This is a genomic window from Paenibacillus pabuli, assembly GCF_039831995.1.
In the GTDB taxonomy this organism is placed as follows: Bacteria; Bacillota; Bacilli; order Paenibacillales; family Paenibacillaceae; genus Paenibacillus; species Paenibacillus pabuli_C.
In genome coordinates, this window is record NZ_JBDOIO010000004.1 from 857,767 (window position 1) to 870,866 (window position 13,100).

General features: G+C 41.9%; 11 protein-coding genes and 1 pseudogene. 7 read left to right on the plus strand and 5 right to left on the minus strand.

All coding sequences use genetic code 11. From position 1 onward, the window contains the following. The first annotated feature begins 147 nt into the window (after nucleotides 1-147). Both ABGV42_RS23435 and ABGV42_RS23440 read left to right on the plus strand, forming a co-directional pair. Nucleotides 148-1,974, plus strand: a complete 1,827-nt coding sequence (locus ABGV42_RS23435; protein ID WP_347383922.1) for an ATP-dependent nuclease — start codon at nucleotides 148-150, stop codon at nucleotides 1,972-1,974. A 5-nt stretch (nucleotides 1,975-1,979) separates the two neighbouring features. Continuing rightward, a complete protein-coding gene (locus ABGV42_RS23440) occupies nucleotides 1,980-2,999 on the plus strand; it encodes a DNA cytosine methyltransferase (protein ID WP_347384476.1) in 1,020 nt (339 codons plus the stop codon). Nucleotides 3,000-3,283: 284 nt separating this feature from the next. On the opposite strand, the pseudogene ABGV42_RS31900 reads toward ABGV42_RS23440, so the two are convergent. Continuing rightward, nucleotides 3,284-3,481 (minus strand): annotated as a pseudogene (locus ABGV42_RS31900) (NPCBM/NEW2 domain-containing protein); the annotation flags it as partial. 305 nt (nucleotides 3,482-3,786) lie between these two features. Between ABGV42_RS31900 and ABGV42_RS23445 the strand changes: the two are divergent. Then, the gene (locus ABGV42_RS23445) at nucleotides 3,787-4,305 is read left to right on the plus strand and encodes a hypothetical protein (RefSeq protein ID WP_347383923.1); all 519 of its coding nucleotides are present in this window, start codon (nucleotides 3,787-3,789) and stop codon (nucleotides 4,303-4,305) included. Nucleotides 4,306-4,314: 9 nt separating this feature from the next. Continuing rightward, nucleotides 4,315-5,136, plus strand: coding sequence for a YecA family protein (locus ABGV42_RS23450; RefSeq protein WP_347383924.1), 822 nt, complete (start codon nucleotides 4,315-4,317; stop codon nucleotides 5,134-5,136). Nucleotides 5,137-5,515: 379 nt separating this feature from the next. Here the strand turns inward: ABGV42_RS23450 and ABGV42_RS23455 are convergent, their stop codons facing one another. The 3 genes from ABGV42_RS23455 to ABGV42_RS23465 all read right to left on the minus strand — a co-directional run bounded on the left by ABGV42_RS23455 (nucleotide 5,516) and on the right by ABGV42_RS23465 (nucleotide 8,928). Continuing rightward, on the minus strand, nucleotides 5,516-5,854 hold the full coding sequence (locus ABGV42_RS23455; RefSeq protein WP_347383925.1) for a hypothetical protein: 339 nt from the start codon (nucleotides 5,852-5,854) through the stop codon (nucleotides 5,516-5,518). Between the two features lie 1,193 nt (nucleotides 5,855-7,047). Continuing rightward, on the minus strand, nucleotides 7,048-7,884 hold the full coding sequence (locus tag ABGV42_RS23460; protein ID WP_347383926.1) for a sulfurtransferase: 837 nt from the start codon (nucleotides 7,882-7,884) through the stop codon (nucleotides 7,048-7,050). A gap of 99 nt (nucleotides 7,885-7,983) precedes the next feature. Beyond that, nucleotides 7,984-8,928, minus strand: coding sequence for a DMT family transporter (locus tag ABGV42_RS23465; protein WP_347383927.1), 945 nt, complete (start codon nucleotides 8,926-8,928; stop codon nucleotides 7,984-7,986). Nucleotides 8,929-9,150: 222 nt separating this feature from the next. Here ABGV42_RS23465 and ABGV42_RS23470 point away from each other — a divergent pair, with 222 nt between their 5' ends. The 3 genes from ABGV42_RS23470 to ABGV42_RS23480 all read left to right on the plus strand — a co-directional run bounded on the left by ABGV42_RS23470 (nucleotide 9,151) and on the right by ABGV42_RS23480 (nucleotide 11,783). Next, nucleotides 9,151-10,053 (plus strand): polysaccharide deacetylase family protein, encoded by a 903-nt coding sequence (locus tag ABGV42_RS23470; RefSeq protein WP_347383928.1) that lies wholly within the window; start codon nucleotides 9,151-9,153, stop codon nucleotides 10,051-10,053. 40 nt (nucleotides 10,054-10,093) lie between these two features. Next, the gene (locus ABGV42_RS23475) at nucleotides 10,094-10,747 is read left to right on the plus strand and encodes a YkyA family protein (RefSeq protein ID WP_347383929.1); all 654 of its coding nucleotides are present in this window, start codon (nucleotides 10,094-10,096) and stop codon (nucleotides 10,745-10,747) included. A 130-nt stretch (nucleotides 10,748-10,877) separates the two neighbouring features. After that, nucleotides 10,878-11,783, plus strand: coding sequence for a hypothetical protein (locus tag ABGV42_RS23480; RefSeq protein WP_347383930.1), 906 nt, complete (start codon nucleotides 10,878-10,880; stop codon nucleotides 11,781-11,783). A 104-nt stretch (nucleotides 11,784-11,887) separates the two neighbouring features. Here ABGV42_RS23480 and ABGV42_RS23485 read toward each other — a convergent pair whose 3' ends face one another. Continuing rightward, nucleotides 11,888-13,060, minus strand: coding sequence for a mannitol-1-phosphate 5-dehydrogenase (locus ABGV42_RS23485; protein ID WP_347383931.1), 1,173 nt, complete (start codon nucleotides 13,058-13,060; stop codon nucleotides 11,888-11,890). Between the last annotated feature and the right edge of the window lie 40 nt (nucleotides 13,061-13,100).

The following is a 13,100-nucleotide window of genomic DNA, read 5'->3' on the forward strand; positions in this document are numbered from 1 at the left end:
TTGTGGGAATTATTTATCCGAGAATCAGAATGTATTATAATGATATAATTGATGCTACTTATTAAATAAGTTTCAAGTAGCAGAGAGGGCTCTATGGAACAGAAAAGATACTAAAATACATAGAAACTTATATAAGGTGGTTTTTTTGTGGAAGTAGGAGAATTTAATGGAAAGTTCGAGAGCGCTGTAAATACTATCTTCATGATGAAAGAAAAACAGATTTTTGATAATTATATAAGTAAAATAGCGTTTCCCTATTTTAAAAATTTCGCCTTTCACTCAGTAATTAATTTTGACTTCCCTCTAACTATTTTAACAGGGAAGAATGGTTCTGGTAAAAGTTCTGCACTTCATGCGCTTTATGGTTCGCCAAGAGGAACGAATATTAGTGATTACTGGTTCTCTTCACAACTTGATCCAATAGAAGATTTTGGAGAAGTTCAAGAGCGTCATTGTTTCTTTTATGAATATCTAAACAAAGGAGACAGGCATTCTGTACTTTATCAGAAGATGAATCACAAAAATCGTAGCAGTATGGAGTATTGGGAGACTTCGCGACCTAGAGCAAAATATGGTATGGCTACCAGTAAAACACGTTCAAATCCTATCGAAAAAAATCTTGTATACATTGATTTTAGGAAAGAATTAAGTGCGTTTGATAAATTCTTTTATTTTGGAACTATAGATCATCTTCGTTCAAGTTCTAAGCAAGATTATTTAAGGTTACAATCAGCTAAACTTAAAAACTTAATTGATTCAGGTGAGATTTACGAAATACACGGATGCACACAAAATGAAAACGTAATTCAGTTGACTGAAACTGAGATTAAAGCAGTGGCTTTAATTTTACAAGAAGATTATGTTGATATCAAACTGATTAACCATAAGTTATTCCAAGGGTGGGGAACATCGGTTATATGGAGCAAAAATGGTTTTTCTTATTCTGAAGCACACGCGGGTAGTGGCGAAATAGCTATAGTTACTTTAGTCCATAGAGTTTTAAATTCACCTCCTAGAAGTTTGATTCTATTGGATGAACCAGAGGTTTCCTTGCATCCTGGTGCTCAGAAGCTACTACTATTGTTTCTATTAGAGCAAATAAAAGTAAATAAGCATCAAATTGTCATGTCTACACATTCTCCTGCATTTGCAGAGAAAATGCCCAAAGAAGCAATTAAGAGATTTATTAGAAATCCTAAGTCTTCTAAAATTGATATTCTCGATGAATGTTTCCCGAGCGAAGCGTTTAGATATTTAGGACTTTCTTCTAAATATGATAATGCTAAGATACATGTCGAAGATCACTTAGCTGAAAAAATCTTAAATGCTGTCATAAAGAATAACTCTGATCGATTTGACAATTTCAGTATTTTTTTCACACCTGGTGGTGCTTCTTATATAAAACAGAATTATATTCAACATTATGCAAATGAACAAACTGGCAACAGTTTTGTGATCTTTGATGGTGATCAAAAAGTTAACGATATTTGTATTGATTTTGATACCTTACCTGCGAAGCTACTTGATGACAAGGATTATCTAAAAGACCAAATTAAGAACTTTACAAACCAAGATATAGATTTCGTTAAAGATGGAGGAGAAGGGAAAAAGAGGGACGATCAAGTTGTTAAGGCGCAAAAGCGATATATCGAATTTTATAAAAATTGTGTGAGGTTTCTCCCTAAGCTTACTCCCGAAGAAATCATTTGGGATGACGATTACGTTTCTGATATGATTTTACTTCAAAATAGAAATTTACTTGGGGAAGTAATGGAAGAGAAAGATTATAAAAATAAAATATCAAAATTATCAGAAATAATGACTGGTAATGATAACTCTGCTTCTATCAACATAATGCAGGACATGTTGATTAAGAAATGGATCGATAAAAGTGATGATTCTCAACAGGCTATCAAAGATATTTTGATTGAATTTATGAATATAATGAACAATCAAGAGGTGGTATTGAAGTGAATGTAATGAATTTAACCGCAATAGATTTGTTCGCAGGTTGCGGAGGCTTAACCCAAGGATTAAAGCAAGCAGGAGTCGATGTTGCTTCTGCGGTAGAGATTAATCGTAGTGCAGCTAGAGCTTATCAAATGAACCATCCTGAAACTGTATTAATTGAACAAGACATTTGTAATGTTAGTGTCAACGAAATTTTAAATGTTACCCCTCATAAAAAAATAAATTTAGTTGTAGGATGTCCTCCGTGTCAAGGATTTTCTAGTGTGAGAACCCGTAATAAAGGTAATATTATAGATGATGATAGGAATAAATTAATTCTCGAATTTTTAAGAATAGTAGAAGGAATACGACCAGAGTTTATTATGATGGAAAACGTTCCGGGTATTGTGAATTACATTAATTTTAATAAAACAGTTAATCGATTGATGGAAATTGGATACAAATTAGATTATAAAATAGTTAATGTGGAGGATTACGGGGTTCCGCAACGAAGAAAAAGGTTAGTTTTATTGGGTTCTCTGAGTAAACAAGTAACTATTCCTGAAAGTTCACGATCTTTACGTACAACTGTAAAAGACTACATTTATAACCTCCCATCTGTAGATATAAGTGAAGATCCTATGCATAAAAACACCACAAAACATAGCGAGAAGGTAAAGAATATTATTGCTTTAATTCCTAAAGATGGTGGTAGTAGAAAGGACCTGCCTCCCGAGCACTGGTTAGAATGTCACAAAAAAAGCGGAGTTGGCTTTTCAGACATTTATGGACGCCTAAGCTGGAACAAAGTGTCTTCTACAATTACGGGAGGGTGCCTTAACCCTTCTAAAGGAAGGTTCCTGCATCCAACAGAAGATAGAGTTATTACTGCTCGAGAAGCAGCTTTACTTCAAACCTTCCCGATTGATTATGTGTTTCCATCAGATATATCTAAGACAGAACTAGCTCAGATGATAGGGAACTCTTTCCCCCCTAAATTCTCTGAGTTTCAAGCAAATTATTTAAAAAATATCTTAGTTGAAGAATAAAAGTAAGTATTGGTCATTCTATTAATATAGCATTAGAAATAAAATAAGTACGGCAACTTCATCACTTTTATCAAGTTGGGAACAAATCTTAGTAGACTAATCCCTTCAAAGTCGCACAAGTTTGGATTCAGTCCGTTGTTCAATAATAAAAGTGTATGTACATCTCCAAGAGCCACACATTCGAAGATGAATGGTTGCTCTTGGAGAATTTCATTTCTATAGTTGCTAATGAGAATAGCGCATTTTTTGTTTGATTATTTACGAGATAACACAAATCCACAATATTAATCAACGACTCCGAATACTAGGCTAAGATCTAGAGCACCAGAAATATTAACACTCGCACTCTGGGTTGGCACACCTTTACTAACTATACTAGTCCAAAGAACTTTCTCATCCCCTATATTAGTTAATTTTCCTGATTCTTCTTTAACACTATCGTCAACCCCGTACATAAAATATAAATCTGAATATTGTCCATTTAGGGTGTAGCTTTGAGTAAGGGACTAATGATGCTCACCAAAACCGTTAATGCTAAAACCTCTTTTTGGAAGCTGTAAACCTTTATCATATTCCTGCCCATCGATTTTCATCTTACATTAATCACCATATCTTCAGCTATCTTAATTGGAGGTTTGTTATATATAATTTTAAAGAGATTAAAGGAATGTAACTGTGACTGTTTGCAGGTTGTTAAGTTGTCTGAGAGTCTTCATTTATATTGCAACCCTTTAGTTGGAGATCGTATAATAAAGTAATCTAAACTGTGGAAAGGAATGATATTGCTGTGATTCACGAAAGCAAAGAAACATCTAAAATAGTAATAACCGATGTTGAATTAACATTCAATAGTGTATATGAGAAATCATATTTCCCTAAGGAATATGCTGAAGAAGTACAGCGAGCAAATGCTCTAATCCTTCCATATGAGGAAGGGTTTCGTGATCACAATGACCCACTTTTTCCTGAAGGATCTATAGCGTTTTTTCAATATGTTCAAGATGTTTCAAAAGGTACCGAGGTTACCTTTGATATTTGCGCTTCTGATGAACAATTTCAAGAACTTGAACTCCACTCTGACCTTATAAACATACCAAATATTATAATGACAGTTATTGCTTTACCTATTGTTACGGGGCTGATAACTAACTATCTATACGATAAAATGAAGTCTCGAAGATCTGATCTTAAAGTAAAAGTAAACCTGATAGTAGAAACAGAAGGGAAATCGAAACAAATTTCATATGAAGGTGATGCTGATAAATTTGATCAGACGATAAAAGCAGTTAATCTTTGGGAAGAGTAGGCTATATACATGGATCTGTTGACTGTTAAAAATTATTTGCATAATTTCCGCGGCACTGCTCTCAATGAAGATATTCCCAACCATCTTAAATCATTGAAGGCTATCGAAGTATCTCATAATAATCAGTTTGTAGCAAAAGAAATTTGGTGCATTGAACAGGTGTATAAAGTGATTCAAGGATATTTAACTGCCTTTCGAAATTTGCAAGAAAAAAAACATTTTGATGCCTGGCTAGCCTTTGATCGTGCTGATATAGAATTTTCCTTCCTTAGAAAACATTTGGATTTTCAAGATAATAAATTTAATTTACAATTTTACGATAAGATGATTTTTCAGTATCAAAAGTTGTTTCCATACCAATATTTTATGAGTCGTGAAATGGTTGTAAAACGGGCTAGCTGTTCAATATGTGGAGAAACTGTTTCTATAAGGAGGCCTTGTGGTCACCGGATTGGAGAAATCTATAACGGTAACCATTGTGGTCGCATTATTGAGGACGCTGAATTTCTAGCTATAGCAATTGTAACTAACCCATTTGACAAGTACACGGTACTTTTCCTAGAAGGAATGGAATACAATTATGCAATGCTTGATAATTTGCTAGGTCAAATATCTGGACCACATGATGATTGGGACTTAGATGTACTGAAGGAGAAAAGAGAAGAGTACATTAAAATAGGTAGAAATCAACCCTGTCCTTGTAACTCTGGAGAAAAGTATAAACATTGTTGCCACAATACTGAAAAAGAACTATTCGACCATTATAGGGTCACCACTCACTCTAAAAAGTCTGTTAGTATTATTCCTATGCATACTGTACATACATGGTAGTAATATAACACCATATTGTATTATTTGTTTATTGGTTGGCTTTTTGTTGATCGAACTCAGAAAACCTACATCGCCTTGTTGACTCCAACTTGCACAGCTCCGAGTCAGGCCGTTTTCTCTACGTTCGTTCTTTAAGCCCCGCGTACTCCGGGGCTTTGTAATTATCATTCCCCTTAGAAAGCATTTTCTCCAACGCAGCGTTGACCTGCTGTTGACTTCGGATACATGAGAATGCTCCAAAGTAGCTAACTTGGAATCCTGCACCGTGTACTTTCTGAATTCTCGCAACACAATAAGCCCGCGTTCTTAGCGGGCTTATTGTCACTAGTATTATATGTTATTTTTTTCGTTTTTGGGAACACGAACTCCCTGACAATAACTACTTCTTATTATCATTTGCAAGTATGTCGATTTGATCTAAAAGCGTCTGCACCGACTTTTGCTTTTTACCATGCATACTTAGATAATCTTCGATTTTGTCAAAGCATGCATCCAAATCCTCGAGTTCACTATCAGTAAAAGTAATGGTTGTGATTCCGAAATCTCCAAAATAGTCGTTTCTATTACGCATTTCCTTACCCCACTGCAATTTTAAATCACTATTCCATTCAATTTGCCTACCACTTTTAGCTCCTTTTACAGACATGTGTGAAGATTGTGGACTTATTTCAAAGCCCACAATCTTCATAGTATGGGGATTTAAGATTGTAAAATCCAACCTATACTTGTGCTCCTTATCTGCTCCACCCCACCGTAGCTCTGGAATTAGGAATGGTTCTTCTAAAATGTTCTCAGATTTTTAGGTAATCAATATATCGATCATATAATTCCTTTTCGTACTGTGATCTTTTAAGACGCTTTAAGATGTTCTTAATGAATTTATATAGTTCTTCTAGAGAATCGAATTCGTACAATTCGTCATTTTCAATATCAACAAGTCCAGTACTCATTACATGACCTATAGTCCAGTATGAGAATTCAGCTTTGCGAATCTCGCTCACGTCATTTTTTCCATTTCTTATCTCTTTTAACTGGTGATATCAGCAACCCCAGTAGATATCTTTATCCCCAAACCAATAACTCCACAAACTTTCTATTGGCTTTTCCCTAGTTCGTTCTTCAAATTTTCTATAGAAATTCCTCTCAAGAAACAACATAAGATATTGCTTGAATTTCTTACCCTTCAACAAATGAAACAAAGGATGGCCACCGGACCACCTATCATCTCCCTCTGTTTCAATAAACCCTTCCAACCACCTCGAAATAAACTCATCAGGTTTCGCATACTGAGTGTTTACGCAATCGGCATATTCGTTATTTTTTCCACCAATCATTCCGTGGAGCGAGTGGATGGTAATATCTTTTCCTAAAATTGCTGTAGCTCGGTTTAGTACGCTAGGTCGAAGGCTTTCTAATTTAGTAGTAGCTCTTTTATTATTTTATTAACAGTTTTCTTCTCTTCCTTAATTATCGTCAGTATATCTCTTCACCTTTCAATAAAGATGTTCAAATATAAAGTTAGTATAAACGTCCCTCCCATTTTAGGGAAATATTATCTTTAATTCTCTCAGATTGGGTCACTATGACAACCACAGAATTGATGAGTGAAGAAGTAGTTGATTCTGTGTTGGCTACGCCAACCTGTCTTTGTAAGAGTTGCTTTTAGAAGTAAGTATGTATGGGATGGGAAGCTTTACTTTGCTGTGGTGAGGTTTCCCGGCTCTTTATCTATATACTCGAATATTAACAGTATAATGATTGTTATTATATGTAATTAATTACAAAATTTAGGTGTCAATAGGTGTTGTTGACTCGCTGTTGACTTCGGGCATACAAAACAAGCCGCCATAGCCTCCCGGGCTGCATGGCGGTGTATTCGTTTTTGAGATACTGTAGACCCGTGCTCCGTACCTACTCTTCCGCAGTTTCCACTGCATTCTCCTCATAACTAATCCAGTCGCTCCAGCTTCCGGCATACAGCTTCACATTGGTATATCCGGCTTCCTCGAGCGCAATCACGTTCGGGCAGGCCGAGACGCCGGAGCCGCAGTATACGATGATGGGCTCGTCCTTCGCCAGCTTTCCAAAGCGTTCTTCCAATGTACTTACGTCAGACCACCGACCTTCTGCATTCAGTACATCCTTCCAAAAATAATTCTGCGCACCCGGAATATGTCCGGCCTTGGCGTCAATTGGTTCCTCCAGCCCCGCATAGCGGCGGGCATCGCGTGAATCAATCAGCACCGCTGAGCTATTCGCCGAAGCGTGCTGAGCATCCTGCACGCTGGCGAGCATGTGCGGCTGCACGTTCGCTTCGAATGTGGACGGGATCCGTACGGGCACATCCGCAGTGACTGGGAACTTGGCGTTCTGCCAAGCAGAGAAGCCCTCGTCCATCACGTACACCTGTTCATGGCCCAGATAACGAAGCAGCCACCATAGACGCGAGGCGTTCATACCACCCTGATCATCGTAGGCAACAATACGAGCATTTGAACCGATTCCCGCCTTCGAGAGACGCTTAGCCAGTTCTGTTGGGTCAGGGAGCGGGTGGCGTCCGCCATGAGCAGACACGGGAGAGGACAGATCCTGTTCCAGATCGAGATAAACGGCACCTGGAATATGTCCGGCTTCGTAAGCTGGTCTTCCTGCATCCGGTTGACCGAGCAGGAATCTGCAGTCGGCAATGACCACATCCGGTTCGTACATTCTGGCGAGCAGCCAGCGCATGGATACAATGTTTTTCATGAAAATACACCGCCTTATGAAGAGTATTGGATTCCAATTGAAGTCTGTTGTATCAGACTCCAATCGTTCTTTTTGCCATGCCATATGTTGCTGATAAAGTTACACCGCCGTAGGTTCGACAGGCCCTTTTCCGCCTACAGGAGCGTCAGCGGTAATGGGCGCCGGTTTGGTTTTGCCATACCGAATGAAAATCCATACCCCAAAGATAATGATGACGCCGGCAATCATCTGCATGGCACTAAGGGATTCACCAAGCAGCATCCAGGCCAGCAGGGAGGAGAACACGGGCTCACCGAGCACGCCCATGGATACCGTTGTGGCATTCATATACTGAAGCAGCCAGTTAAAGAGATAGTGTCCGAAGATCGTCGGCACGATGGCTAGCAGCAGGAAAATCCCCCACTCTGAAGCGGCATAACCCCCGAACGGATGCCCCATGGCCAAATTATATACCGCCAGCGTGCAGGCAGCGACGAAAAATACCCAGAAATTATAAGAGAAGGCACTTAGTCCGGAACGCAGGAATTGTCCAAGCAGCATATGGATGGCTACCGCAATCGTTCCCAGCAGAGATAGGAGATCGCCTTGCAGTGCCGTACCGGCCAGCTGAAAATCTCCAGCTCCGATGGCGATGGAGCCAAGCAGGGCGATGCCCATGCCGATAATCATCATGCGGTTAATTTTGGCTTTGAACAGCCACACGGAACCTGCCAAAATCAATATGGGTTCAAGGGCAAGAATGACCGTGGAGCTGGCCACACTCGTAAGTCTGAGCGATCCCATCCACAGCAGGAAATGAAGTGCCAGCATCACACCGGATGCGAGCAGCAGCCCCCACTGCCTGAAATTAAGGCGCATCATCTCATGCCGGTATTTCCAGACAAACGGAAGCATCAGCAGGTTGGTTAGAAACAGCCGGTACATGGCGATGACAGCCACATCTGCACTGGACCAGCGCACGAAAATGGAAGAAAACGAGATGGCAATAATGCCGACAACGAACAGAAGTTCAATGGATCTGCCGGCACGAAACAAGCTTGTCATGGATGTAGCTCCTTCTTGAAGTCAAATGGCGTAAATCAATTCATTATACAGGAGAACGCAGCCGTTCGAAAAGCGATGAAAGGAAAATAGATAAGCAGATTGTAACCGGGCTTGTAACTATTCTGTCATTCACCAAGGCCGCTTTTCTATTAATCTTCTATATAGAGACATGAAACGATATAATATACCAATAATCGGGAAATTAAGGAAGTGGCACTGAAAGTGAGAGTTCAACAACAGACAGCAGGCGAAAATGGCGGCATTGCGAGCAGAAGCAGCCGAGCAAAGACACATAAACGAAGACGAATCCGGTACGGAAGATTGAGTGCAGCCCTGATACTGCTTGCACTGATCATTACCGGTTTAACATATGCATTCATTGGAATGACCCACTGGATTAAGGGCTATGTCGCACCGCCCCCTATAGCTGTCATTGAACAGCCAACCAAGCTGGGCATGATTGAAATGACTCCGGATGTGAAGGAAGAGCCTGCACGATTTCAGGGACAGGTTCGCAAGCTGGCATACATAACGTTTGATGATGGACCAAGTGAATATACGGAACAACTGCTGGATATTTTGAAAGAGCATGAGGCCAAGGCAACCTTTTTCATGATTGGACGTCAGTTGAATCAACATAAGTCTGCGGTAGAGCGATTGGTCCAAGAGGGCAGCTACCCGGGGCTTCACAGTATGACACATAACTATAACACCCTGTACAAAAGCGGAAGCTCCGCGAACTTCGTGAAAGAATTCAAGAAGGAGCAGAAGATGGTGCAGGATCTGATTGGCTTCACGCCGCATCTGATTCGCGCTCCTTACGGCAGCAGTCCGCAGATCGATGAATCCTTCAGGGGCGACATTGCCGCAGCGGGTTTCAAAATGTGGGATTGGACGACAGACTCTCTGGATTGGAATCTTCCGGGTCAGCCGGACAAGATCGTGGCGCGTGTCAGCAAAAGTGTGCACCGGGACAAGGAAGTGATCCTGATGCATGAAAGGGAGCAGACGGTGCAGGCGTTGCCGCGTATTCTGAAATTGCTTGAAGATCGGGGTTATGAGTTCGAGGTCTACGATCCGAATGCACATTGGACTGCCAATTTTAGCGGAGATACCCGCTTGTAATCAGGGACGATAATACAAATGCAAGAGAGGAGACGACCGAGTGCGTACGTGGAAAAAATCAGCACTGGCTGCCGTCGGTCTGGCGTTGACGGTGATCACCAGTGCGTGTGGACAGCCGCAGGAGCCGGCTGCGAATCAGGTAAACCAACTGATCCTGAATGATCAGGAAATGGCTCAGAATCTGAAGGGACTTGCCCGTCATGAACGGGAGGAAATGGAATTGTACACATCGATTTTAAATAAGGGGAAAAACAAAAACAGTGACCTGGAGTCACTGCTGGATGAGGCGGAAGATCATATCGCCGAGCGGAGAAAACTGCTGGAGCAGGCGGAAACCTTGATGAAGCAGACACGGGAACGGACACCCGCTGTACGGGATTCCCTGGGACGATTATCTTTTGAAAAAGAAGAAACGCTCGTTCAGGCACAAACCGTTCTGGACCAATACGAGGCAAGAGCACAGGCATTTGAGGATTTTGCAGCTTTTTATGAGCAAAGTTTGGATGCCGATGAATTGCTGTATTCATTAATGAGAGGCAGCGCAGAACCGAATCTGGTCAAAATCAAACGCGCTATCCGGGAACGCAATAGCCAATATGCGCATCTTGCCGAGTTAAGGAAGCAATTCAACAAGCAGACGAAAGCGTTCAACGGGGCCAATGCGAAGCTTGTTCAAATGGAACAAGCCAGTTAAAGATGCGTTTGATTTCGGGGTGTCTATTTATCTATCTGATTGAGCTAGCGACCAGCCGTGTAAGTACTAGTATGCAGAATGAAGCAACATGGACAAGCATCATTGCGTATAAGCTAACGGAGGTGTTCATATGCGAAATACAATGAATATTAGTGCATCATTACTCGTTTTACTCATGGGATTCTCACTTGTGGCCTGTGGTAACAGCAGTCCTGCAGCGCAGCCACCAACCAAAAATACAGGGGAACAGACGCCTGCACCGGAGCAGCAGCAAAATGACAGTGTGGTGATCGAAGCAGAAGGCATTTTGACGGGCTGGGCAGATCCTCACACGGTAGAGATCCGTGTCAAGGAGGTTCCGATGGCTTTCCAGGTTGAAGAGAATGTGCAGAAATCCTTTGATGACATTGATGATGAAGATTCAGTACAATTCAAATATGTAGAGAGAACGATTGAGAGCGGCGACAGTACAACCAAGCAGCTGGTGCTTACGGAAATTACGAAGATTGAAGCGGATGAACCGAACGGTTCCAATGCAGGCGATAACGTGACATCAGATCGTCCCAAAACAACAGAACTCGAAGTAACAGTGGAAGGCATGACGGAGAAGCGTCTAGCTGAACTTGCTCAAGGTGAGGGGTACTCGCTGTATGTGTTCGAACCCATGGCCTTTGATGCAGATGACGACGAATTGACAATGAAGATTGATCCTGACTACAAAGTGGAGATCGAAAAGCTTCCTTCAGACTTCAATCTGGATGCGCTGAAGATGGATGCCAAGGAAGAGCTGAGCGAAACGGGAGAGGTCAAGGAACTGAGCAAGGAAGAGCTCAGCAATGGCCCGATGAAGGATGCAAGACTATATATGATGTCTCAAAACGATAAAAAGACGGAGTATTTCATTGTAAAAGAATTGGATGGCAATGGTTTCATTTTCCACATTGATGCACCTGTAGGTGAACCATCTGAGGGATTCCTGCCGCTGGCGTATGTATCCCTGAATTCCATCATGAATGAAGAGAACACCACCAAATAACATGAAAGAGCCGGAAGGAACAATGCTTGGGCATAGGTTCCTCCCGGCTTTTTTTGCCTTGTTCTATTCAGTTTATACATCATCTACCGTTTACCTGAGGCGCGTCAGGTTAAAATGGCCGATTCCTTGCGCCCTTTGAGTTCCTCGTATCGGGCGACAACATGCTGATGAACCAGGTGTTCGTCGGGAATGCCCATGCGTTCACGAATGAAGGCGGAGACGCCATCTTCACGAATCATGTGTTGGAGCTTCATGGCTTCCTCGTCCTGCTCGTGATCGAAGAGCATTGCGGCAGCCATAGCGGAAGTAAGATGGGGAATTTCTATTCCGAATTCGCTGGCCTGCATCGCTGGGCGAACAAGCCGGTCATAAGGCGATAGCTTGCGAAGGGGTGAACGTCCGACCCGGGTAACCTGATCTGTCAGGTTGGGGTTGGCAAAGCGTTCGAGAATGGTATGGATATATTGGCTGTGTTTTTGAGGATGAAACCCGTGTTTTCTCACAAGCATGGCTCCCGTTTCCTCCATGACCTGTTTAACCTTGGCACGCAGTGTGGCGTTACTCATGACTTGCCTGATCGTCTTGAATTCTTCGAGATATCCGAAGTATGCAGCCACACAGTGACCTGTATTCACGGTAAACATCTTGCGCTCAATATAAGGCTCAAGGGAGTCGACGTAGTGTACGCCTTCAATCTCCTTGAATCCATCCAGCAGCGCCGGACGGTGAACGACCCATTCATAAAAAGGTTCAACGGTGACCTGCAGCGGATCCTTATGGTTTTGCGCCGGGACAATCCGGTCGACGGCTGCATTGGGGAACGAGATATAGCGGTCGGCTTTGGTACGAGTCTGTTCGTCCAGAAACGGATATACCCGTTTCTTTAGGCGAGTGCTGCCTCCGATGGCATTCTCGCAAGCGATGATATGGAGGGGTGCCTGATTGTTGTTTTTCATGCGGAGATATATGCCTTTGGCAATGGGTTCGGCAATATCCTCAAGTGCGGATACACCGACCGCTGTCGTAATGAGATCAGCTGATGCAATCTGCTCAGCCACGCGATCTTGTTCGCCCACATGAATGGCCGTGACGTTGCTGACCATGGTTGTGTCCTGATCTGCATTAGCGAGGGTAATGGGATACTCTTTCCTTTTTTGCAGCATGGAGATCTTCTTCGGGTTACGTGCGACAAAGCAGACTTCATAATCGGAAGCGGACAACATATGACCGATAAAACCGCGGCCTATATTGCCCGCTCCAAAATGTACAGCTTTCATGTGTGAACTCCCCCTTTAAAATTTGAAATGCGAAATTCGT

What these genes read in the sequence shown, in the direction of transcription:
- ABGV42_RS23440 (WP_347384476.1), top strand. Translation starts at nt 1,980, where the DNA reads ATGAATTTAACCGCAATAGATTTGTTCGCAGGTTGCGGAGGCTTAACC.
- ABGV42_RS23450 (WP_347383924.1), top strand. Translation starts at nt 4,315, where the DNA reads ATGGATCTGTTGACTGTTAAAAATTATTTGCATAATTTCCGCGGCACT.
- ABGV42_RS23460 (WP_347383926.1), bottom strand. Translation starts at nt 7,884, where the DNA reads ATGAAAAACATTGTATCCATGCGCTGGCTGCTCGCCAGAATGTACGAA.
- ABGV42_RS23465 (WP_347383927.1), bottom strand. Translation starts at nt 8,928, where the DNA reads ATGACAAGCTTGTTTCGTGCCGGCAGATCCATTGAACTTCTGTTCGTT.
- ABGV42_RS23480 (WP_347383930.1), top strand. Translation starts at nt 10,878, where the DNA reads ATGCGAAATACAATGAATATTAGTGCATCATTACTCGTTTTACTCATG.
- ABGV42_RS23485 (WP_347383931.1), bottom strand. Translation starts at nt 13,060, where the DNA reads ATGAAAGCTGTACATTTTGGAGCGGGCAATATAGGCCGCGGTTTTATC.